At 60.5% G+C, this 20507-nt stretch carries 22 protein-coding genes; 12 read left to right on the top strand and 10 right to left on the bottom strand.

The window, feature by feature from the left end; translation table 11 throughout:
• Positions 1-115 precede the first annotated feature (115 nt).
• The 6 genes from ATE40_RS03605 to ATE40_RS03580 all read left to right on the top strand — a co-directional run bounded on the left by ATE40_RS03605 (position 116) and on the right by ATE40_RS03580 (position 4373).
• Complete coding sequence (locus ATE40_RS03605; protein ID WP_063918971.1) at positions 116-1300, top strand: MFS transporter; 1185 nt, start codon at positions 116-118, stop codon at positions 1298-1300.
• A gap of 59 nt (positions 1301-1359) precedes the next feature.
• Positions 1360-2253 (top strand): LysR family transcriptional regulator, encoded by an 894-nt coding sequence (locus tag ATE40_RS03600; RefSeq protein ID WP_063918970.1) that lies wholly within the window; start codon positions 1360-1362, stop codon positions 2251-2253.
• A 54-nt stretch (positions 2254-2307) separates the two neighbouring features.
• Positions 2308-2772, top strand: a complete 465-nt coding sequence (locus tag ATE40_RS03595) for a GNAT family N-acetyltransferase (RefSeq protein ID WP_019453915.1) — start codon at positions 2308-2310, stop codon at positions 2770-2772.
• Positions 2773-2826: 54 nt separating this feature from the next.
• Positions 2827-3168 carry an HNH nuclease YajD gene (gene yajD, locus ATE40_RS03590; RefSeq protein WP_004939576.1) on the top strand — a complete coding sequence of 114 codons (342 nt, stop codon included), beginning with the start codon at positions 2827-2829 and terminating at the stop codon, positions 3166-3168.
• A 270-nt stretch (positions 3169-3438) separates the two neighbouring features.
• Positions 3439-4074: a division plane positioning ATPase MipZ gene (locus tag ATE40_RS03585; protein WP_019453916.1), complete on the top strand. Its 636-nt coding sequence runs from the start codon at positions 3439-3441 to the stop codon at positions 4072-4074.
• Positions 4071-4373 carry a hypothetical protein gene (locus ATE40_RS03580; protein WP_063918969.1) on the top strand — a complete coding sequence of 101 codons (303 nt, stop codon included), beginning with the start codon at positions 4071-4073 and terminating at the stop codon, positions 4371-4373. Before ATE40_RS03585 ends, ATE40_RS03580 begins: the two co-directional genes overlap by 4 nt.
• A gap of 48 nt (positions 4374-4421) precedes the next feature.
• Here the strand turns inward: ATE40_RS03580 and ATE40_RS03575 are convergent, their stop codons facing one another.
• Entirely contained in the window at positions 4422-5177 is a 756-nt protein-coding gene (locus ATE40_RS03575; protein WP_025160012.1) for a CDP-diacylglycerol diphosphatase, read from the bottom strand.
• 236 nt (positions 5178-5413) lie between these two features.
• Here ATE40_RS03575 and ATE40_RS03570 point away from each other — a divergent pair, with 236 nt between their 5' ends.
• Positions 5414-6214: an alpha/beta fold hydrolase gene (locus ATE40_RS03570; RefSeq protein ID WP_084799109.1), complete on the top strand. Its 801-nt coding sequence runs from the start codon at positions 5414-5416 to the stop codon at positions 6212-6214.
• A gap of 28 nt (positions 6215-6242) precedes the next feature.
• On the opposite strand, the gene ATE40_RS03565 is transcribed toward ATE40_RS03570, so the two are convergent.
• The 5 genes from ATE40_RS03565 to ATE40_RS03545 all read right to left on the bottom strand — a co-directional run bounded on the left by ATE40_RS03565 (position 6243) and on the right by ATE40_RS03545 (position 10357).
• Positions 6243-6968 carry a substrate-binding domain-containing protein gene (locus ATE40_RS03565; RefSeq protein WP_080356215.1) on the bottom strand — a complete coding sequence of 242 codons (726 nt, stop codon included), beginning with the start codon at positions 6966-6968 and terminating at the stop codon, positions 6243-6245.
• Positions 6961-7740: an ABC transporter ATP-binding protein gene (locus tag ATE40_RS03560; protein WP_063918967.1), complete on the bottom strand. Its 780-nt coding sequence runs from the start codon at positions 7738-7740 to the stop codon at positions 6961-6963. Before ATE40_RS03560 ends, ATE40_RS03565 begins: the two co-directional genes overlap by 8 nt.
• Positions 7733-8734 carry a FecCD family ABC transporter permease gene (locus ATE40_RS03555; protein WP_019453927.1) on the bottom strand — a complete coding sequence of 334 codons (1002 nt, stop codon included), beginning with the start codon at positions 8732-8734 and terminating at the stop codon, positions 7733-7735. The genes ATE40_RS03560 and ATE40_RS03555 overlap by 8 nt, the downstream gene beginning before the upstream one ends.
• Positions 8731-9780, bottom strand: coding sequence for an ABC transporter substrate-binding protein (locus ATE40_RS03550; RefSeq protein WP_063918966.1), 1050 nt, complete (start codon positions 9778-9780; stop codon positions 8731-8733). The genes ATE40_RS03555 and ATE40_RS03550 overlap by 4 nt, the downstream gene beginning before the upstream one ends.
• A gap of 184 nt (positions 9781-9964) precedes the next feature.
• On the bottom strand, positions 9965-10357 hold the full coding sequence (locus ATE40_RS03545; RefSeq protein WP_019453929.1) for a hypothetical protein: 393 nt from the start codon (positions 10355-10357) through the stop codon (positions 9965-9967).
• Between the two features lie 345 nt (positions 10358-10702).
• Between ATE40_RS03545 and ATE40_RS03540 the strand changes: the two genes are divergently transcribed.
• Positions 10703-11731, top strand: a complete 1029-nt coding sequence (locus ATE40_RS03540) for a methyltransferase (RefSeq protein ID WP_019453930.1) — start codon at positions 10703-10705, stop codon at positions 11729-11731.
• Here the strand turns inward: ATE40_RS03540 and ATE40_RS03535 are convergent.
• The 3 genes from ATE40_RS03535 to ATE40_RS03525 form a co-directional block, all read right to left on the bottom strand.
• A complete protein-coding gene (locus tag ATE40_RS03535; protein WP_063918965.1) occupies positions 11728-12651 on the bottom strand; it encodes a DUF7916 family protein in 924 nt (307 codons plus the stop codon). The two genes, ATE40_RS03540 and ATE40_RS03535, sit on opposite strands and share 4 nt — an antisense overlap.
• 72 nt (positions 12652-12723) lie before the next feature.
• Complete coding sequence (gene bglX, locus ATE40_RS03530; protein WP_063918964.1) at positions 12724-15021, bottom strand: beta-glucosidase BglX; 2298 nt, start codon at positions 15019-15021, stop codon at positions 12724-12726.
• Positions 15022-15133: 112 nt separating this feature from the next.
• Positions 15134-16054 carry a LysR substrate-binding domain-containing protein gene (locus ATE40_RS03525; RefSeq protein ID WP_063918963.1) on the bottom strand — a complete coding sequence of 307 codons (921 nt, stop codon included), beginning with the start codon at positions 16052-16054 and terminating at the stop codon, positions 15134-15136.
• Between the two features lie 118 nt (positions 16055-16172).
• Between ATE40_RS03525 and ATE40_RS03520 the strand changes: the two genes are divergently transcribed.
• Positions 16173-17327, top strand: coding sequence for a pyridoxal phosphate-dependent aminotransferase (locus ATE40_RS03520; protein WP_063918962.1), 1155 nt, complete (start codon positions 16173-16175; stop codon positions 17325-17327).
• A gap of 34 nt (positions 17328-17361) precedes the next feature.
• Positions 17362-18141 (top strand): ABC transporter substrate-binding protein, encoded by a 780-nt coding sequence (locus ATE40_RS03515; RefSeq protein ID WP_063918961.1) that lies wholly within the window; start codon positions 17362-17364, stop codon positions 18139-18141.
• Between the two features lie 34 nt (positions 18142-18175).
• Here the strand turns inward: ATE40_RS03515 and ddlA are convergent, their stop codons facing one another.
• Complete coding sequence (ddlA, locus tag ATE40_RS03510; RefSeq protein WP_015377061.1) at positions 18176-19279, bottom strand: D-alanine--D-alanine ligase; 1104 nt, start codon at positions 19277-19279, stop codon at positions 18176-18178.
• Positions 19280-19447: 168 nt separating this feature from the next.
• Here ddlA and ATE40_RS03505 point away from each other — a divergent pair, with 168 nt between their 5' ends.
• Together ATE40_RS03505 and map are read left to right on the top strand one after the other, a co-directional pair.
• Complete coding sequence (locus ATE40_RS03505) at positions 19448-19651, top strand: ParD-like family protein (RefSeq protein ID WP_006324220.1); 204 nt, start codon at positions 19448-19450, stop codon at positions 19649-19651.
• Positions 19648-20442 carry a type I methionyl aminopeptidase gene (gene map / locus ATE40_RS03500; protein ID WP_063918960.1) on the top strand — a complete coding sequence of 265 codons (795 nt, stop codon included), beginning with the start codon at positions 19648-19650 and terminating at the stop codon, positions 20440-20442. Before ATE40_RS03505 ends, map begins: the two co-directional genes overlap by 4 nt.
• Positions 20443-20507 lie beyond the last annotated feature (65 nt).

The following is a 20507-nucleotide window of genomic DNA, read 5'->3' as shown; positions in this document are numbered from 1 at the left end:
ACAGTGTAACCACCGCAGATGGATTTATCCGCCGCTCTCGCCTGCCGTAAATTGTGATTTCGGTCACACTGCGCCCCTCGCGCGGCCTGCGCATTCACCTGAGAAGAGCGGCATTATGCTGAATCATAAAGATAACCCTGCATCATCCCCGTGGTTGGCGATCTTCTCGCTGACGGTTGCCTGTTTTGTCATGGTCACCACCGAGTTTCTGCCGATCGGTCTGCTGACCAACATCGCCCCCTCGCTCGGCGTCAGTACCGGCAGCGCCGGGCTGATGGTCACCATGCCCGGCATCGTGGCGGCGGTGGCCGCCCCCGCATTGAGCCTGATGTCCGGCCGCCTGGATCGGCGTTTATTGATGCTGGGGCTATCGTTGCTGCTGGTGGTATCCAATCTGGTGGCGGCGCTGGCCGTCAACTTTCCGATGATGTTGCTCGGCCGCGTGCTGCTGGGCGTCTGCGTCGGCGGCTTCTGGTCGTTCGCCGCCAACTATGGCCGCCATCTGGTGCCGGAAGCCAGCCAGGGGCGAGCCACCGCGCTGATTCTCAGCGGCGTTTCGGTCGGCGCGGTGTGCGGCGTGCCGATCGGCGCACTGGTCGGCGATCTGTTCGGCTGGCGCGCCGCCTTCTTCGGCGGCGCGGCGCTGGCGGTCGGCGTACTGTTGGCGCAACTGCGCTTACTGACGTCGGTGCCGCCGTCCCGGCCGGTCACGCCGCGCGATCTGGTGCTGCCGTTGCGCCTGCCGATGGCGCGCATCGGCCTTATCGCCATCGTGCTGCTGTTCATCGGCCACTTCGCCGCCTATACCTATCTGCGCCCCCTGCTGCAGCAGGTGTTCGTGCTCAGCCCGTCGGCCATCTCGCTGCAGCTGTTGGCCTATGGTGCCGTCGGCCTGCTGGGCACGTTCCTCGGCGAACGCCTGGGGGAATACAGCCTGCGCGCCACCTTTATCCTGATCGCCGCCATGTTGGCGGGCATCCTGATCGTCTCACCGCTGCTCAGCGGCCTCGGCGGCGCCACGCTGATGGTGATGGTCTGGGGACTGGCCTTTGGCGCCGTGCCGGTGTGCGCCACCAACTGGATGTTCGCCGCGGTGCCGCAGGCGCCGGAGGCCGGCCAGGCGCTGCTGGTGTGCGTCGTCCAAATCGCGCTGGCCTCCGGCGCATTGCTGGGCGGCGAGGTGGTGGACTGGCAGGGCGTCAGCAGCGCCATGCTGTTCGGCGGCGCGCTGATCCTCTCCGCCGCGCTGGTGTTCGGTCTCAGCTTGCGCGCCGGCGTGATTGGCGCTAAACAGTGTTAATCATTATTTACCCGCATAAACACGCGCCGGCGGCAGCCGGCGCACTACGCTGAGAGCCTATGGACCATCATTTACTCGCCATACGGGTGTTCAACCGCGTGGTGGAAACCGGCGGCTTTACCCGCGCCGCCGAGTCGCTGGGCATGCCGAAAGCCACGGTCACCAAGCTGATCCAGAGCCTGGAAGATCACCTGCAGACCAAGCTGTTCCAGCGCACCACCCGCAGCGTTTCGGTCACCCGTGAGGGCGAATGCTATTACCAGCGCACGGTGAAATGGCTGGCGGATCTGGAGCAGATGGAAGGCTGCCTGACCGAATCGCAAAGTTCTCCACAGGGCGTGCTGCGCATCGATACCGGCGGCGGCACCGCCCGCCGGCTGCTGCTGCCCGCCCTTCCCGACTTTCTGGCGCGCTACCCGCAGATACAGATCGATCTGAGCGTCGGCGATCGCGTTATCGATTTGATCAGCGACAGCGCCGACTGCGTGATCCGCAGCGGTCCGCTGGCCGACTCCAGCCTGATCGCGCGGCGCCTGTTCGATCTGGACTGGGTCAGCTGCGCCACCCCAGACTACCTGGCGCGCCACGGCACGCCCCGCCACCCGTGCGATCTGGAACAGGGTTTTCCGATGGTGCACTATCGCCACCCGCTCAACGACCGCATCCATCCGCAGCGCTACGTCGAACGCGGCAAAGAGATCGCCATCCAACAACGCTACCCGGTCAGCATCAATGAAGGCAACGCGCTGCTGGCGGCGAGCCTGGCCGGCCTGGGCATCATCCAGACCTATCGTTTTATGGCGCAGCCGCACCTCGATGCCGGCGAGCTGGTCAGCCTGCTGCACGACTGGCAGCCGCCGCCGGAACAGATGTATGTCGTCTATCCGTCCAATCGCCACCTCAGCGGCAAGCTGCGGGCGTTTATCGACTGGGCGATGGAGACGTTTCATTAACCGATCGCCCCGGCTATAGTGGCTTCTCTTACGGACAATAAAAACGGGCAAACCATGCATATCGAACCGCTGCTCGCACATCGTCAGCGCATTGACGAACTGGCCGAATTACTGCATCAGGAATGGGGCGCCTTTGCACAGTGGAGCAACCGCGACGCCATCAGCCGGCGTCTGGCTGAGCGCAGCGAGCCCGGACATCATCGGGGCATCGTGCTGCTGGCGCTGTCGCCGCAACGGCAGATCCTCGGCACCGCCAGTTTGACGCTTTATGAGCTGGCGGATAAACCGGAGCGCCAATACTGGCTGAGCGAAGTCTTCACCCACCCGCAGCACCGCGGTCAAGGCATCGCCCGCAGTCTGATCGCGCGCTGCATTGAGCACGGCCGAAGCCAAGGCATCGACGAGCTCTATCTGTACACGCCCGACCAGCAGGCGCTGTATCAAAAGCTCGGCTGGCGCCCTCTGGAGCAGCGCCGGGTCGCCGGTGAAACCGTCACGGTGATGAGCCGCACGTTGTAGCCGCATGCAGTGTGGTATTATTTACCGCATATTGATTCCCGACGGACAACCACCATGGCCTACATCCCCAAAAACTATGCGAAGCTGGAAACCGGCTACCGCGAAAAAGCGCTGAAACTGTTCCCCTGGGTGTGCGGGCGCTGCTCGCGCGAGTTCGTGTATTCCAACCTGCGCGAACTGACGGTGCACCATATCGATCACGATCACAGCAACAACCCGGAAGACGGCAGCAACTGGGAGATGCTGTGCCTGTATTGTCACGACCATGAACACTCGAAATACACCGAGGCCGATCAATACGGTTCTACGGTAGTGGCGGGTGAAGACGCCCAGAAAGATATCGGCGTCGCCACCCACAATCCGTTCGCCAATCTGAAGGCGATGATGAAGAAGTAATGCCAAAAACAGCTTAATAAGAAAATAACTTATTAAGCTGTTAAATTAATATCCTCTTATCCGCTCCGCGACTTCCCAGAGAATTCCTACTTACCCACCCGGGCAATTCACCGCAAAATAAGCTGCGCAGTTAACGACATACTGGCTTGGCAAGCCGCCGCAGTTGGTGCATATTGTTCGCGAGTTGTTCTTGTTAACCTGTTTGATTATCAACCTAATAAGCGCATTAACTTAATAAGTTATCAGCTTAATAACTTGAGAGATGGCAGCATGATTGTTCTGATTGGCTCGCAAAAAGGCGGTGTCGGCAAGTCGACGAAAGCGGTGAATATCGCCGGGTATCTGATTCTTAAGCAAGGCAAGACGGCGATCATCGTCGATGCCGACGACCAGAAATCGATCATGACCTGGTACAACGACCGTCAGAACGTCGAGGGATTGCCGCATATTCCGGTGGTGGCCGCATCGGGCAAAATCAAGGAAACGCTGCTGGAGCTCGATCGCCATTACGACTACGTGATCGTCGACACCGCCGGCCGCGACAGCGCCGAACTGCGCTCCGGCCTGCTGGCCGCCGACCTGTTCCTCTCGCCGCTGCGCCCTTCGCAGATGGATCTCGACACCATCGGCTATCTGTCGGAGATGTTCTCCACCGCGCAGGAATATAACGAGAAAGTTAAAGGTTATATCGTGCTGAACATGTGCCCGACCAATATCTTCATTAATGAAGCCAACGAAGCGGCGCAGGTACTGAGCGAATACCCGGAATTCACCCTGGTGGGCAACCGCCTGTGCGACCGCAAAATTTATCGCGACGCCTGGGGCGAAGCCATCACCGTGCATGAGGCGAACAACGAAAAGGCGCAGGCCGAGATCGAATGCCTGGTGAAAGAGGTGATCCTGTGAAGAAGCGCACCCCCACCCACCGCATGTCGGAAGACGAATTCATCAACAGCGCCACCTCGCACACGTTGCCGGTCGCGGCGCCCGCGCCGGAAACCAAGCCGGCCGGCCGCAAACGCACCTACAAAGCGATTTCCGTCAGCCTGACGGACAACCACATCGAAGCTATCGATGAGGTGATCGTGCAGGCGGCGCGCAGCGGCATCGTGCGCATCACCCGCTCAGACATCATCAAGCTGGCGATCGACGGGTTGGCAGAAAAAAGCGAAGCGCAACTGCTGGCATTGCTGAAAAAGCTCTGACCGCACGGCAGCCGCCGGCGAGCCACAGCCGGCGGGTTGTCATCATCTTCAGTTCCCCGCCACCGCGCAGTGGTAGTCCTGAATTTCACCGGCCGAGCCCAGATTCAGGTCGGTCAGCTTCAAACGGTTCGCCAACAGCAGCATCTCGCCCTGTGGGCTGACCGCCAGCGCCAGGCCATAGTTACCGATGCTGTCACCCTGTTCGACCACATAGTTGTTCAGCAAACGGAAAGGATCTTCCTGGGTTAAATCGGTGCCCGCCAATTTTCTGGCCAGGTATTGATGGCCGACCAATTTCACCGCCAGCGGCCGCCACTGTTGATCTAATTGCTGCGCCTGCTCACCCAACGCGTTATAGACATCCTGGCGCAAACAGGCAACGTGAATATGCAGCTGATCCTGAGAGCGACCATATTTCGAATTGACCGCCAGAGACATCCACGCATCTTTTAACGGTTTACCCAGCTCGCCGGATATATGTTCACGGTTATTCCAGGCCTGAGCGAAATAAGGCGGCGCGTGCTCCGTCTGCAATGCCGGGCTCTCGATACCGCTGACCTTTTCAGTCGGCATCACCAGATCGTGGTAAGGGCCTTTGCTATCCTTGAACAGCACATAACCCTCGGTTAAATCAACCTTTAAGCAGGGCGCCGGATCGTTGTTCTGCTGCTGATTAGGCACGCACTGTTGGCTGACGATTTGCCACAGCGCATTCGGATTGCCGCGCCCGAAAAACCACCACAGCACCGCCGCCAGCAGCAAAATGGCAAGCAAAATAATTAATAGTCTGAAAAGTCTTTTCATCGCGACGTCCTGTTTATCTATTCCATACCGAAAGGAGCGCCAGCATAAACCAAGGCGCTTATCGTCACCAGAATATTATCCTTAGCGTCACCTTTCATTGACGTCTTGTTATCAAGAGAAATTAAAAATAAGGGTTTACCTAAGTAATTTAAGGTAAATTAATACCGCAGGTTGAATATGAGTGTGATATAAGCAGCCGAACTCTCTTTATATAAGGAACCGACAAGATGCCAACGATGGGCAAATCCCTGCATTATCTCGACGTGGGCTCAGGCTTTCCGTTGCTGCTGGGCCACAGCTATCTGTTCGATCTGAACATGTGGGCACCGCAGTTCGAGGCGCTGGCCAAACGTTACCGCCTGATCGTGCCTGATCTGTGGGGCCACGGCGACTCCCCGGCGCTGCCGCCTGAGCGAAACAGCCTGTCGGATATCGCCGCTGATCATTTGGCGCTGATGGATCATTTGGATATCGCAGAGTTCGGCATCGTCGGCCTGTCCGTCGGCGGCATGTGGGGCGCGGAACTGGCGGCGCTGGCACCGGAGCGGGTGAAAGTGTTGGCGCTGCTGGACAGCTACCTGGGCGACGAAACGCCGGAGGCACGGCAGCGCTATATGGGCATGCTGGCCGCCGTGGAACAGGCCGGTGCCATCACGTCGCCTCTGCTGGAATATATCGCCGCGCAGTTCTATTCCGACGAGGTGCCCGATGCGCTGTCACAGCCATTGCTGGCCCACCTGCAGAACCTGCCCGCCGATCGGCTGCGCGACAGCATCGTGCCGCTGGGCAGGATGATCTTCGGTCGCCCCGACAAGCTGGCGCTGCTGGAAAACATCACCGCCGCCAGTATCGTCATCACCGGCGCGCAGGATAAACCGCGTCCACCGACGGAAGGCCAGCGCATGGCGGATCTTCTCGGCTGTCAGCATGTGCTGATCCCCAACGCCGGCCATATCAGCAACAAAGAAAACCCGACGGCGGTCAACGAAACGCTGCTGGCGTTTTTAGCTGAAAACACCACTCCGCTGTTTTGGTGAGATTCTCCGGGCCGTCAGGCCCGGCGAGTCATGCCTGGCGCCGCATAAACCCGTGCCGGCTCAATATTTCCTGCCCCTGTTCGCTCAAGATAAATGCGGCCAACCGCTGCGCTTCTTCATCCAGCAGGCATAGGCCGTAATCCGCCTCGATGTCCAGCGGCGGCGGCAACGTTCGCACCACCAACGTCGGGTAGGCCGCCAACGCCGGGGCATAGCTGGCGTAGCCGAGAAAAATGTCCGCCTGCCCGCTGGCTATCAGATACTCCGCCGCCAGTCGGCCCGCCGGTACCGGTGCGGAATCTATCCCGCCAACCAGCGGCAACGCCCGCCGGCGCAGCGCTTCCCCTTGCCCCGGCCAGGATTGTTCACAGCGTTCGAAAAGCCGCTGCGCATAATCGCCGGAGGGATCGGCTCCCGGCGTCGAGGTGGCAAGCCGCCAGCGCGGATCGCACAACACCTCAGGTAGCGGACGCTCGGTTAATGCCGGCACGTTGCGCACCGTGGCGCATAGCCGATTGTGCGCAAAAATCTGCACCGCGCCCGCGATACCGAGATCCGCCAACCTTTGCGGATGCGCCACGTTGGCCGAGGCGAACAGCTGCGGCCGCTCACCGTTCTCTATCCGTTGGCGCAATAGCCCCGCCGGGCCGAATTCCGCCGAGACCTTTTGCCCGGTGTCGCGCTGAAACGCCGACAGCAGCGGCGCAAACGCCAGCCGCAGGCTGCCGGCGGCAAACAGCAGGATATCACTCATCATGTCGCTCCAATTGGCTGCGATACAACGGCACCAGCGTCGCGTAACGGCGGCCCGCCACCGTCAACGGCACCCGTTCGATCGCCAGTTCAAACAAGGGCGACAGGGATTGCGCCGTTAACACCTCGCGGCAGGCACCGAGCTGGCTACGCCCTTCCTTGCCCAGCAGCAAAGCCCGATCGGCCACCGCGTGAGCATGGTTGGGCTGATGGGTGGAGAACGCCACCGCCAACTGCTGCTCCCGCGCCAGGCGCGCCATCAGGCTCAACACCCGATCCTGGTAATGCAGATCCAGCGCCGAAGTCGGTTCATCCAAAATCAACACCTCGCAGCGCATCGCCAACGCGCGGGCGATCATCACTAATTGACGTTGACCGCCAGATAGGCTGCCGAACTCTCGCGCCGCCAGCTCTTGTAAACCCAACGTTTGCAACGCTTCTCTCGCCAGTCGATGATCTTTGGCTGACGGTGAACGGAACAGGCCGACATGGCGCGCCCGCCCCATCAATACGATATCCAGCACCCGATAGGCAAACGGCGGCGAAAAGTGCTGCGGGACAAAGCCAATCTCACCGTAGCGCTCAATCTCGCCGGATTGCGGCGTCAGGCTGCCTAACAACAGCTGCAGCAGCGTGCTCTTGCCGCGCCCATTGGGGCCCAATACCGCCAGCACTTCGCCGCGCCGCAGCTGAATGTCCAGGTGTTGGAACAGCGGTGCCTCACCCGGCCAGGCGAAGCTCACCCCCCTGGCGGCCAATAAGGTGTCAGTCATGCCAGCCTCTCACTTGCGCGCGGCGCAGCAGCAGCGCGAACAGCGGCGCGCCAATCAGCGCGGTCAGAATGCCCAGCGGGATTTCACCGCTGCTCAGCGTGCGCGCCAAATCGTCGATCAACAGCATGTACAGGGCACCCAGGCAAAGCGAAGCCGGCAGCAGACGCCGGTGATCCGGCCCCACCAGCCGCCTCGCCACGTGCGGTATCACCAGACCGACCCAACCGATGCTGCCGCTGACCGCCACTTGGGCGGCCACAATGGCGGCGCACAGCGTCAAAATCAGCCAGCGGGTACGCTCAACGTTGATGCCCAATGCACCGGCATCCTCATCGCCCAACGACAGCAGATTGATGCGCCAACGCAGCGCCAGCAGCAAACCGCCGGCCAACAGCAAAGGCACAAACAGCATCAGCAGCTTTTGCCGATCGGCGGTGGCAAAGCTGCCGAGCAGCCAGAACACGATGCTCGGCAGCTTTTCTTCGGTATCCGCCAGATATTGCATCAGGCTGACGCAGGCGGAGAAAAAGCCGCTGAGGATCACCCCCGCCAGTACCAAAGAGAGAATATTGCGCCGCGCAATGGCGCTGGTGAGAGTGAAAATCAGCAGCAGCGCCGCCATGCCGAAAACAAAAGCCGACAACAGCAGCGCCGCCAACGGCAGGCTGAGCAGGATAGCCAGCGTGCCGCCAAAGGCGGCGCCGGACGACACGCCGATAATATGCGGATCGACCAGCGGGTTGCGAAAGACGCCCTGCAAAGCCGCGCCGCACAGGGCCAGCGCCGCGCCGGCGCCCATCGCCAACAGCACCCGCGGCACGCGCACCCCGAGGATCACCTGGCGCTGAATGGCGTCGATGCCTGCATAATGCTGCCCAGTGAACGGCTCCAGCAGGATCATCAGGCTGTGCGTCATCGGCACCTGAAAGCGGCCGACGCCAAGCGAAAACAGCGCGCAGCACAGCGTTAGCAGCGCCAGCCACCCCAGCCTCATTGCCCGCTCTGGCAGCAGGTGGCGCGATAATAGCGTTGATAATAAGCGTCGACCCGTTGCTGCAGATTGATATCGGCAAAACGCTGCGGGTAAAGCTTTTTCGCCATCCACAATTCACCCAGCGCCATCGCCTCCGGCATCGGATATCCCCAGGCCTTGGCGTACTCCGGCATCAGGTAGACCCGCTTATTCTTCACCGCGTCGATCGGCTGCCACTGCGGCGCCGTCAGGATCTGTTTCACCACGTCCGGGTAACGCTCCTGCACGAAGATCACCGCCGGATCCCAGCGCAATACATCTTCGATAGAGACCTGCTTAAACCCCTGAATATCTTTCGCCGCCACATTGAGCGCACCGGCGTGCCGCATCATCAGCCCGGTATATTTACCGGCGCCGTAGGTGGTGAGATCGGGGTTGGCCATATACACCCGCACCCGCTGGTCTTCCGGCAGATCGCGCAGCCGTTCGGCGACCAACGCGCGCTGTTGAATGACGTCCTTGATCAGCGCTTCAGCCTGAGGCTGCCGCTCCATCACCTCGCCAATCAGGCGAATTCCGTCCTGCAGGCCCAACGTATAGGCCCGATCCTCATCGCTCAGCTGTGGATTCATTTTGCCCGCCTGATCGGCCGCTTCGCGACGCAGCGAGATCGCCACCACCGGAATCCCCGCCCGTTCGATCTGCGCAATCATTTCCGGCGGCGCATAGTTGGCCACGAACACCACCTGCGGATGCAGGCCGAGCAGGCTTTCGATATTCACCGAAGTCAGGTCGCCCGGCATCGGCAAGGTTGCCAACGTCGGCGCCAGCCGCAGGTAGTTTGGCCCCAGCTGCTTTTTCCAACTGCTGAGCACTCCGACCACCTGCGGCATCGCATCAAGCTGCACCAGCAGGTTCAGCGTCTGATGTTGCAGCACCACGGCGCGGGTGATGTGATTGGGCAGCGTGACCTGGCGGTTGAGCTGATCGGTAACCTGGCGATCCGCCAGGGCGGCGGTGGAAAACAACGCAAGCGCCAACAGCAGGCGCGGGAGAGAGTTAAACATGGCAGTGACCGGTTGACTATCGTTATATAGCTAATGATATAGCGATGAGCATGGCGAAACAATCAGCGAGATCAAGCCTCACGCCATGAGTACAGGAAGAAAAGTGAGGGGGAACGTTGACTAAAGCAGCGCTCCGCCGTAACGCCGGCGGAGCCTGAGAGCGCAAAGAATGCGTGAAAAACGCTTATTGGCCGATAGAGGTCAGCCCCTGACGAATGCCTTCGTCAGCCTGTTGGCACCACGCCTGCAGACCCTGTGGCGCTTCCTTTTCCAACGCAACCACTTTGCCGTCGTCGTTCAGCACATTGCCTTCACGGCCCATCGCTTCACGCTTGTCGCCATCGCGGGTGTCGACACCGCCGGGAATGGCGGCCACGTAGGCCACCATTTTCTTGGCGTTGTCGATGCTGTCCGCTTTCAGGAAACCTTTATCGACGCAGTAAGACATCAGCCCGCTGGTATTACGCGTAATGTCATAGACGTTTTTCAATGCGGCAGGGTCCATCCCTTCGGCGTTAGCGGTGTTGAACAGGCCCAGGGTCGCGGCAATCACGCCGGTCAGAATAGTTTTTTTCATTGTTAACTCGTTTTAATAATGAAGTATTTAAGTTTGAATTATTCACAAAAAGAATGTGAATACCGGTACGGTATAACGACGGCCTAGATTAACACAACCCTAACGCGTTAATAACTGTGATTAAGTTAACCTCTGATAAAATAAAAACGCATGATTGGGTAATAATCCCCGGCTCTGCGCTATTTCTCTCTCGTCAGGCATTATCGTTAAAAATACGAATAATAAATAATTTCATGAAGAGATTATTTTCAACGAAAGCGTTCGTCTCCGCGCCGCGCTTTGCGAAAACCACTGGCATGGCATAGCCTGTTAGAACGCCCCATGGCACAGTGAGAGAGGGCTCACATGCAACAGGCCATCCTGCCGCCGCAATGCGACAACCAGAGCATTCTCGATATCACGATGAATTTATATCTTTATCCGGCGGTGCTTATCGCGCATCGCCTGGGTATATTTGAGTTTATCGCTGAATATCCCCGCACGTTAACAGACATTTGTTTCACAGCGCATCTGGAGAGACGACCGGCTGAAGCCTTGATGACGGCGTTGCAATCTTTAAAATTAATTATCCCCATCGGCGGAAAATTGACTCTCGCCCCCGAAACCGAAAGCTTTCTGCTAAAAAAGAGCCCTCATTACTTTGGTTACTATTGGGATTTACTGTATGAAAACAGTGAAACCTTCTCGTTAAAAAATATGGAGTGCGCCATTCGGAAAAACACCTCACAGGCCTATGGCGAACCAGAAGTCTTCGCCACGCACGAGTTCGATGCGGAAAAAGCGCGCCAATTCACGCGCGCCATGCACAGCCTGAGCATCGGTTCCGCTTGCGTTTGGCCGACGCGGCTTCCTTTGGCAGCGCATCGCGTGGCGTTGGATATCGGCGGCGCTTCCGGCGCACACGCCATCGGCCTGGTAACTCATTGGCCCGAGCTGATGGGTATCGTGTTCGACCTGCAGGAAATAGGCCCACTGGCGGACGACTACGCCCGGCAATACGGTTTAAGCTCGCGTATCACCAGCTGCTGCGGCGACATGTGGCAAGATCCTTATCCCGCCGCCGATCTGCATGTGTATTCCAATGTTTTCCACGACTGGAGGCCGGATAAAAACCGTTTTCTGGCGCAGAAAAGCTACGACGCGCTGCCCGTCGGCGGGAGAATAGTGATACACGAGGCGCTATTCGACGACGACGGCGGCCCGCCAACTCTCGCCGGTTACAATCTTCTGATGCTCAGTTGGACGACGCAGGGCCGCCAATACTCCGGCAGGGAAATCAGCGACCTGCTGCGCGACGTCGGCTTCACTACGCCGCAGGTGATACCGTCGCTCGGCTACTACAGCATCGTAACGGCGCAAAAACCCCAGGCTTAGCGGTTCACCGAGCGCGCCATGCGGCTGTAGGTGTGGCGCACGCCGCGGATCGCCACGCTGTAGGCGAAGATGTTTTCCGGCAGCGCCAGCCCCAGATAGCCGGTATCGCCGATATGGTGCAGATCCGCCCCGGCCATTTTGCTCATCAGCGCGATCTGCCGCACGGTCTGCACGTCGGCGCCCTCTTGCGAGGTGCCGATCGCCGTCATCGCCAGCGCGCCCTGCCGCTGGGCAAAAGCGATCAACGCCGCGACTTTCTCCTGCGACATGCCGGGAATGGTGCCCGGCGCCGGCAACAACACGATGTCCGCGCCGTTTTCCACGTACAGCGCGATATCCTGCTCGCCGATCAGCTGGCTGCCGCTTTCGCGCACGATGCCGGCGCCGTGCATCTTGCCGGTCACCAGCACCATCTCGTCGCCCACTTCGTCGCGGATCGCTTTCAGCGCGGCGGCGATCGCCTGATTGCTGACGCCGTTGTTCGGGTTGCCGGTCAGCACCACCATGCGCGCGCCGAGCTGATACAGCTTGCGCGCATTCTCGGCGGTGGCGGCGCGGCCCGCCGTCATCTGCCAGAAATCGTTATGTTCGGTGGCGAAGGCCGGATCGACGGCCTCCAGATTCACCCCGATAACCCGCCCGGTCAGCCGCTGCAGCGTGCGCAGCGCCTCCTGCGGCGGCACGTCGGCGGGCAGGCCCGCAATATGCGGCTGATCGACGTCGAACAGGTTCAACAGCAGCAGGTCGGCGCCCTGGCTGGCCGCCAGTTCGGCGTTGGTGACGTTATTGAGCAGCGGCTGAGTGACCGCAATGGTTTCGCTGACCAGAATGCGTCCTTCACTGGCGCGGATGGCATAGAGCAGATCGGCTTTGCCGATATCGGCCAGATCGCTGGCGCTGCAGTCCAGATAACGTTTCATGAGACAGGCTCCGATGACGTTGGCGGGAATGGATGGTACCCCTCTCCCACCGCAGTGAAAGAGGGGGAAGACTTACTTCAGCGTAAAGCTTTGCGCCTGCACGTTGTCGGAATCCAGGCCAACGAACACGTTGAATTTACCCGGCTCCGCCTCCCACTTCAGGCTGGCGTTGTAGAACTTCAGATCCTCTTCGCTAATCGGCAACTCAACCTGTTGCGACTGGCCGGCCTTCAGCGTCACTTTCTTGAAGTTGCGCAGCTCTTTCACCGGCCGGCTGACCGAGGCGGTCACGTCCTGCAGGTACAGCTGCACCACCGTGGCGCCGTTGTACTTGCCGGTATTCTTCAGCGTGACGCTGGCAGTTAGTTTGCCGTTGCGCGCCATCGTCGGGCTGGACAATTTCAGATCCGACAGGCTGAAGGTGGTGTAGCTCAGGCCGTAACCGAACGGATACAGCGGGCCGTTAGGCGAATCGAAGTAGCGCGAGGTGTACTTACCGGGGTTCTCCTTGCCGAACGGCCGGCCGGTGTTCAGGTGGTTGTAGTACATCGGGATCTGGCCGACCGAGCGCGGGAAGGTCATCGGCAGCTTGCCCGACGGGTTGTAGTCGCCGAACAGCACATCAGCCACCGCGTTGCCGCCTTCGGTACCGCTGTACCAGGTTTCCAGCATGGCGTCCGCCTGCTCGCTCTCCCAACTCAGCGCCAGCGGCCGGCCGTTCATCAGCACCAGCACCAGCGGCTTGCCGGTGGCTTTCAACGCGGCGATCAGATCGCGCTGGCTCTGCGGAATCGTAATGTCGGCGCGGCTGGAGGCCTCATGCGCCATGCCCTGCGATTCGCCCACCACCGCCACCACCACGTCGGCCTTGTTCGCCGCCTGCACCGCTTCGTCGATCATCTGCTGCGGCGAACGGGTGTCGAACGCCACCGCCGGTTCATACTCGTTGAGATAGTCGATGATGCCTTTATCCTGCGTGACGTTGGCGCCCTTGGCGTAAAGAATGCGCGCCTTGTCGCCCACCGCCCGCTCCAGCCCTTCGCGCAGGGTGACCGACTGCTTGACCACCCCGGCAGCCGACCAGCTGCCCATCACGTCGCGCTGGCTGTCGGCCATCGGCCCGACCAGCGCAATGGTCGCCTGCTTGCTCAACGGCAGCGTCTGCTTATCGTTCTTCAGCAGCACCATCGTCTTGCGCGCCACCACCCGCGCTTCGGCGCGGTGCAGGCGGCTTTCGGCGTTGGTGTCCTGCGGATCGGAACCCACCGGCCCCAGATGCACATACGGATCCTTGAACAGCCCCATGTCGTACTTGGTGTTCAGCACGTCGCGGCAGGCGCGATCGATGTCGCTTTCAGGCACCAGCCCGTCTTTCACCAGACCCGGCAGGTATTTGTCGTAAAACTCGTCGCTCATGCTCATATCGACGCCGGAGGTGATCGCCAGGCGCACCGCGTCACGCGCGTCGGCGGCCACGCCGTGTTTAATCAGCTCTTTAATTGCGCCATGGTCGCTGATGGTGATGCCTTTAAAGCCCCACTGGTCGCGCAACAGATCTTTCAGCAGCCACGGGTTAGCGGTGGCCGGCACGCCGTTCACCGAGTTGAGCGACACCATCACCCCGCCGCTGCCGGCATCCACCGCCGCTTTGTAAGGCGGCAGATAGTCCTGATGCATGCGCAGCGGGCTCATGTCGACGGTGTTGTAATCGCGGCCGCCTTCGACGGCGCCGTACAACGCAAAGTGCTTGACGCTGGCCATCACCGAACCGGGCTTGGCCGGATCGCCGTTCTGGAAACCGTCGACCATCACTTTGGCGATTTTCGATACCAGCCAGGTGTCTTCGCCGAAGCCTTCGGAGACCCTGCCCCAGCGCGGATCGCGGGTGATATCGACCATCGGCGCGAAGGTCATGTTGAGGCCGTCGTCGCTGGCCTCCTGCGCCGCCACCCGGGCACTGAGCGCAATGGCCTCCAGATCGAAGCTGGCCGCCAGCCCAAGGCTGATCGGGAACACCGTGCGCTGGCCGTGCACTACGTCATAGGCGAAGAACAGCGGAATTTTCAGGCGGCTGAGCTGCATCGCCTGATCCTGCATCACCCGGATATCCGGCCGGGTGACGGTATTGAAGATGGCGCCGATCTGCCCGTTGCGGATGCCCTCGCGGATCGCTTCTTTCGGGTTATCCGGCCCGACGCTGATCAGCCGCAGCTGGCCGATCTTCTCTTCCAGCGTCATCTGCTTCATCAAATGGGACACGAAGGCGTCGCGCTGCTGGGCGTGAATGCCCTGCGCTATCGGCGTTTCCTGCGCAAAAGCCGGGCTGAGGGCCAGACCGGACAACATACTCACCACACAAAGCCATTTCATCTTGTTTTATCTCAGGCGTGTTTCCGCCGCCAACGCCGCGGAGTTTAATCGGAGTGAAGAAACAGTTTGCCACACTCTGTTTCATCGCCAAGGGAATTCGCATCGGTAATGTTTACAAAGCATTACAGGTTATCGGCAGGTAATTCTGTAACCGGGCGCGGCTGCCGGCGGCCTCAACCGTCAGAAAATCGATAAGCTGTGTCAACGCCGGCGGCGCCACCGTGCGTTCAGGATAGACCAAATAATAGGCCGCGCCGCTGCTGACGCAGAGCGGGAACGGCGTGACGATGCGTTGCGCCTGAATATCCTCCTCCAGCAGGCACAGATCGCCGATGGCGATGCCGAACCCCTGCAGCGCGGCGCTCATCGCCAGATCGAGGGTATCGAAATGCTGAGCCTTGCCGGGCGGCAGCGCATCGGCGCCCGCCGCCTTCAGCCAGCGCAGCCAGTCGCGCCGATCGCGCGTCGGGTGCAGCAGGGTTTGGTCCGTCAAATCCGCCAGCCGGGGCGTCGGCGGCAGAAACGTCGGCGTGCAGACCGGCGTGAGAATTTCATCGAACAGCAGGTGCGCGGTCAGCTTTTTACCCGGCGGCCGGCCGAACACCACCGCGGCGTCAAACTGCTCGGTACTGAAATCCAGGCCGTGCGACACCGAGGCGGTCAGCTCGATGTGCATGTCCGGCCGTTCATTCTGCAGGCGAATGATACGCGGCAACACCCAGCGCATGGCGCAGGTCGGGCATTTGATGCGCAGCGCCCCTGGCGGGGCGGCAGCCCGCGTCAGGGCTTCATCCAACTGCCCCAGCGCCTGCTGCACCGGCGCCAGCAACTGCGCGCCCTGCGGCGTCAGCGCCAGACCGCGCGCCTGGCGGCTGAACAGCGGATAGCCCAGGCGCTGCTCCAGCCCGAGGATTTGCCGGCTGACCGCCCCCTGCGTCAGGTGCAGCTGCCGGGCGGCATGGGTAAAGTTGAGGCGTTGCGCCACCACCACAAAGGTTTTCAACACGTCGAGCGACGGCAGGGATATCGGCATAGCGTGCCTCGATTAGCCATGATCTGAATGCATGGCAAGTATGACAAACTTTCCCTTGTCCGCCTACGCCGGCTGATGCTTAATCGCTCAACACTTCCCTGTTTGCCTGGAGCCCATCATGCAGAGCGCCTGCTCTTCCCGCTCGAAGCTGCCGGACGTCGGCACCACCATTTTCACCGTCATTGGCCAACTCAGCGCCGAACATCAGGCCCTCAATCTGTCGCAGGGCGCGCCCAACTTCGCCGGTGATCCGCAACTGATCGAGGCAACGGCGCAAGCCATGCGTGCAGGTCATAACCAATACGCGCCGATGAGCGGCGTGGCGGCGTTACGTGCTGCCCTGGCGGAAAAAGCTGAACGATTGTACGGCGCGCGCTATGACGCCGACGAAGAAATCACGGTGATCGCCAGCGCCAGCGAAGGGCTGTACTCGGCGATCAGCGCGCTGGTGCACCCCGGCGACGAGGTGATCTATTTCGAACCGGCGTTCGACAGCTATGCGCCGATCGTGCGCCTGCAGGGCGCCACGCCGGTGGCGATCAAGCTGTCGCTGCAGGACTTTCGCGTCGACTGGGACGAAGTGGCCGCCGCCATCAACGGCAAAACGCGCATGATCATCGTCAACACGCCGCACAACCCGACCGGCGCGGTGTTTGACGAGCACGACATCGAACGCCTGACCGCCCTGACCCGCGACACCGACATCGTGATCCTGTCCGACGAGGTCTACGAGCACGTGGTGTTCGACGGCGATATTCACCACAGCATGGCGCGTTACCCGCAGCTGGCGGAACGCAGCGTGATCGTGTCGTCGTTCGGTAAAACCTACCACGTCACCGGCTGGCGCGTCGGCTATTGCCTGGCGCCGGCGGCGTTGATGGACGAGATCCGTAAAGTGCACCAGTTCATGGTGTTCTCCGCCGATACGCCGATGCAGCACGCCTTCGCTGCCGCGCTCGCCAACCCGCAGAGCTACCTGGGGCTGGCGGCGTTTTACCAACAAAAACGCGATCTGCTGGCCAGCGCCCTGCAGGATTCACGCTTTGAGCTGCTGCCCAGCCGCGGCAGCTTCTTCATGCTGGCCCGTTTTAGCGGCTTCAGTCACGAAAGCGACAATGATTTCGCCGTGCGCTTGATCCGCGAAGCGAAGGTGGCGACGATCCCGCTGTCGGCGTTCTACAGCGACGGCACCGATACCGGCCTAATCCGGCTGAGTTTTTCCAAAGATAACGAGACCCTGCTGGAAGGCGCGCGCCGCCTGAGCCAGGTGTAATTTTTTGTCCGACCATGGGAAAGGGGCACTGCCTATGAAAGCTCTGAAAACGCTGTTCGCCGCCGGATGCCTGCTGGCCGCCGGCGCTTCGTCGGCGGCGGAAAACAGCCTGCGCTTCGGCGTGGAAGCACTGTATCCGCCGTTCGAATCCAAATCCACCAGCGGCAAACTGGAAGGATTCGACATTGAACTGGGCGACGCGGTATGTGCCGCCGCGCAGTTGCAATGCAGCTGGGTGGAAACCTCGTTCGACAGCCTGATCCCGGCGCTGCAGGCACGCAAATTCGACGCCATCAACTCGGCGATGAACGTGACCGAACAGCGGCGTCAGGCGATCGCCTTTACCGACGCCATCTATCAGGTGCCGAACCGCCTGATCGCCAAAGCGGGCAGCGGCCTGCTGCCGGACGCCAAAACGCTGGCGGGCAAACACGTGGGCGTGCTGCAAGGATCGATTCAGGAGATTTACGCCAAAACCCATTGGGCGCCGGCGGGCGTGGACGTGGTGTCGTATCAGGATCAGAATCAGGTTTATCTCGATCTGGCGGCCGGTCGGCTCGATGCCACGCTGGTAATGGCACCGTCGGGGCAAAGCGGCTTCCTGTCGCAGCCGGATGGCAAGGGCTTCGCCTTCGTCGGCGCGGCGGTGCACGACGACAAGATCCTCGGTGAAGGCATCGCCTTCGGCCTGCGCAAAGGGGATGAGGCGCTGAAGAAAAAACTGGACGCCGCCATCGCCAAAGTGAAACAGCAAGGCACGGTGGCGGCGCTGTCGAAGAAGTATTTCGGCGATATCGACGTGACGGTGAAGTGATGGACGGGGGCGGCACCGCCGCCCCCCAGCGCGTTTAGCGATCGAACACTGAGCTGTTCAGCGCGCGATCCTGCTGATGACGCTCCAGCGCCAATTCGATCAGACGCGTGATCAGCGCCTGATAGCTGACGCCGCTGGCGGCCCACAGCTTGGGATACATGCTGATGTTGGTGAAGCCTGGCAGCGTGTTGATTTCGTTGATTACCACCTGGTTGTCCGGCGTCAGGAACACATCAACCCGCGCCAACCCGAAGCACTCCAGCGCGCGGAACGCCTTCAGCGCCACCTCGCGAATGTGGTCGCTCACTTCCGGCGCGATCGCCGCCGGCACCACCACCTGAGCGCCCTGCTCGTTGATGTATTTGGTGTCGTAGGAGTAGAAGGCATCGCTCAGCACGATCTCGCCGCACACACTGGCCTGCGGGTCGTCGTTGCCCAGCACCGCACACTCGATCTCGCGGCCGACGATCGCCGACTCCACCAGCACCTTGTGATCGAAACTGAAGGCCAACGCCACCGCCGCATCGAACTCGGCGCGGTTTTCCACCTTACTGACCCCGACCGACGAGCCCTGGTTGGCCGGCTTGACGAACAGCGGCAGGCCGAGGCGCTCGCTCAGTTGCTCAAACGTAAACCCGGCGCGGTTGGCGCGCGTCAGGGTGACGAACGGTGCCACCGCCAGCCCGGCGTCGCGCAGCAGGCGTTTGGTCACGTCTTTATCCATGCTGACCGCCGAGCCAAGCACCCCAGCACCGACGAACGGCATATTGGCCATGCGCAGCAGCCCCTGCAGCGAGCCGTCCTCCCCCAGCGTGCCGTGCACGATCGGGAAGATGACGTCGAGCTGGCCCAGCGCGCCGGCGCTGCCCGCTTCGATCAGCTGCTGCTTTTCCTGGCCCGGGATCAGCGCCACGTTCTTGTTCGAGCGGTTCAGCGCGATCAGCGCCGGATTCTCGGCGTTAAGCAGATAGTTGGAGGCGTCGTTGATGTGCCACTGCCCCTGTTTGTCGATCCCCAGCAGCGTGACATCGAACTTCTCTTTGTCGATTGCATCCACAATGTTTTTGGCCGACTGCAGCGACACCTCATGCTCCGCCGATTTACCGCCAAAAATCACCCCAACACGTAGTTTAGTCACGCCTTAAATCCTTCTGAAAAATCATGGCAAAAAAGTCGTTCATCACAATAAACGCATTGCCTGGCGGCGGCAATCGTTGTTGCCAGAATCTTCTTACGCCACAGAATGCCACATCGTCGCCATCCTAAACGTATACACTTCATATATTGTTCATTTATGGAGACGCCGATGGGCATCGTAAAAATTTCAGACGCGCTGCATGACGATCTGCGCCTCGCCAGCCTGACCATGACGCGTTCGATCAACGCGCAGGCCGAGTACTGGATCAAGATCGGTATGCTGGCGGAGTTCCATCCGGAGCTGACCTACCCGCAACTGGTAAAAAAAATGATGAAAGATAACGCGCTGACGCTGAAGGAGATTGTCGGGTGAAACAGATTGTGATTAAAACGCCGGAAGAGATTGCCAAAATGCGCAATTCCGGCGCCCTGCTGGCTAAAGTGTTCGCTATGCTCGATGAGGTGATTGTCGAAGGCATCTCCACCATGGAGATCAACGACCGCGCCGAGGCGTTTATCGTCGAAGAATTGAAGTCGCGCCCGGCCAGCAAGGGGCAGTATGATTTCCCCTATGTGCTCAACACCTCAGTCGACGACGTGGTGTGCCACGGGGTGCCGTCGGCCAGCAAAATCCTGCGTTCCGGCATGATCGTCAACGTGGACATCACGCTGGAAAACGGCGGCTACATCGCCGACTCCAGCAAGATGTACTGCATCGGCCAGGTGACGCCGCTGGCCAAACGGCTGGTGAACAACGTTTATGAATCGATGTGGCAAGGCATTCGCGCGGTAAAACCGGGCGCCACTCTGGGGGATATCGGCCACGCCATCCAGCGGCACGCCGAACAGGCCGGCTATAGCATCGTGCGGGAATATTGCGGCCACGGCATCGGCCGCGACATGCACGAAGAGCCGGCGGTGTTGCACTACGGCCAACCCGGCAGCGGTATGGTGCTGCAGGAAGGCATGGTGTTCACCATCGAGCCGATGATCAACCAGGGCGATCGCCGCATCAAGCAGAAGAAAGACGGTTGGACGGTGGTGACGCGCGACAAAAAATTGTCGGCGCAGTGGGAGCACACCGTGGCGGTCACCGCCGACGGCGTGGAGATCCTGACGCTGCGCGACGAAGAGCGTCGGGCCGGCTACGCCGAGCGCTACTAAACCCGCAGGCCATTAGCCTAGCAAGCTGATAGCTTAATAAGTTATTTAATTGATAACCTCTTAGC

It is taken from the genome of Serratia surfactantfaciens, from assembly GCF_001642805.2.
GTDB lineage: Bacteria > Pseudomonadota > Gammaproteobacteria > Enterobacterales > Enterobacteriaceae > Serratia > Serratia surfactantfaciens.
The sequence above is the reverse complement of the archived record's forward strand: the minus strand, read 5'-3'. Positions and strand labels throughout refer to the sequence as shown.